Origin of the sequence: Blautia glucerasea (assembly GCF_020537505.1) — a bacterium.
In the GTDB taxonomy this organism is placed as follows: Bacteria; Bacillota; Clostridia; order Lachnospirales; family Lachnospiraceae; genus Blautia_A.
Genome location: NZ_JAJBMO010000072.1, coordinates 1 through 1311 on the forward strand (window position 1 = coordinate 1; position 1311 = coordinate 1311).

Genomic DNA, 1311 nt, shown 5'->3' on the forward strand with positions numbered 1-1311 from the left:
AATCTTCCAGGTAATTTCCAGTACCAGCAGAAACTGGTTCCCAGGTAATTTCTACAGGATGATGGAATGGGATAATCTTTGCAGACAGTGGAGAAAACTTTTTAGAAGCTTTCAAAATATCAGCAAATTCAATCAATTTATTTCTGCCTTCTTCATTCAATCCACTCATAATGTTATATGGGTTTTCTCCAAAGAAGGATTCATATATATCTTCGATATCAAGTAACTGGCAAAGTGTCAGGAAAACATGTAAAGCTGGTTCTCGTGCATTGGTCTCCCATTTGGAGATTGCTTTTGTAGTGACCTGAATACCTTCCTGAGAAAGCAGGTCTACCAGATCTGATTGAGAGTATCCTTTCTTTTTTCTATTTTCTGCTAATATTTCCCCGAAATTACGCATTTGTTCGCCTCATTTCTATTTGAATTTTCTATATGCATTATACCGTATGTTAGAAATAAAATCAACAATAATCTCCAAAAAGGAGAAAATACAACCAAGATGTCACTTGACTGTCTCCGGAATGTCGATATATACTAAACATACAGAAATTGATAAGACATCATGTTGAAGGAAACAGCTGGGAGGTGAAAAGTTTGAGTGAGCGTGTGATCCTGCATAGTGATATGAACTGTTTTTATGCCAGTGTAGAAATGCTGCATCATCCGGAATTTGCCGGAATGCCGCTGGCAGTCGGTGGCGATCCGGAAGCCAGACATGGGATTGTGCTGACAGCAAATTATATTGCAAAACAAAAAGGTGTAAAGACCGGAATGGCATTATGGCAGGCACAACAGATTTGCCCGGAAATCATATTTGTACCACCACGGATGGATTTGTATTTGAGATTTTCACAGATGGCAAGAGAAATCTATTCGGAGTATACGGACAAGATCGAGCCATATGGAATTGATGAAGCCTGGCTGGATGTATCGGACAGCAGAAATCTGAAAGGAAGCGGAATGACGATTGCAAGAGAAATCAGCCATCGGATTAAATACGAACTGGGTGTAACGGTAAGTATTGGAATTTCCTGGAATAAGATTTATGCGAAACTTGGTTCAGATTATAAAAAGCCGGATGCAATCACAGAGTTTAATCGAGAAAATTATAAAGACAGGATATGGCAGCTTCCAGCGTCAGATTTGCTTTATGTCGGAAGACAGACAAATAAGAAATTGCAAAAACTTGGAATCCGGACAATCGGGCAACTTGCGGAATCAGACGAAAAGTTGTTAGAGAGTCATTTTGGAAAAATAGGAAATGTATTATGGGCTTTCGCAAATGGCTGGGATGAAGATCCGGTTTGCAAG

2 protein-coding genes are annotated in these 1311 nt (G+C 39.4%); one reads left to right on the forward strand and one right to left on the reverse strand.

Features of this window, described 5'->3' with window-relative positions; all coding sequences use genetic code 11:
- Window positions 1-400: helix-turn-helix domain-containing protein (locus LIQ05_RS19230; RefSeq protein WP_226822918.1), on the reverse strand; the 400-nt coding region annotated here is incomplete at its 3' end.
- Window positions 401-594: 194 nt separating this feature from the next.
- Here LIQ05_RS19230 and dinB point away from each other — a divergent pair.
- A partial coding sequence (gene dinB / locus LIQ05_RS19235) for a DNA polymerase IV (RefSeq protein WP_226822919.1) occupies window positions 595-1311 on the forward strand: 717 nt, incomplete at its 3' end.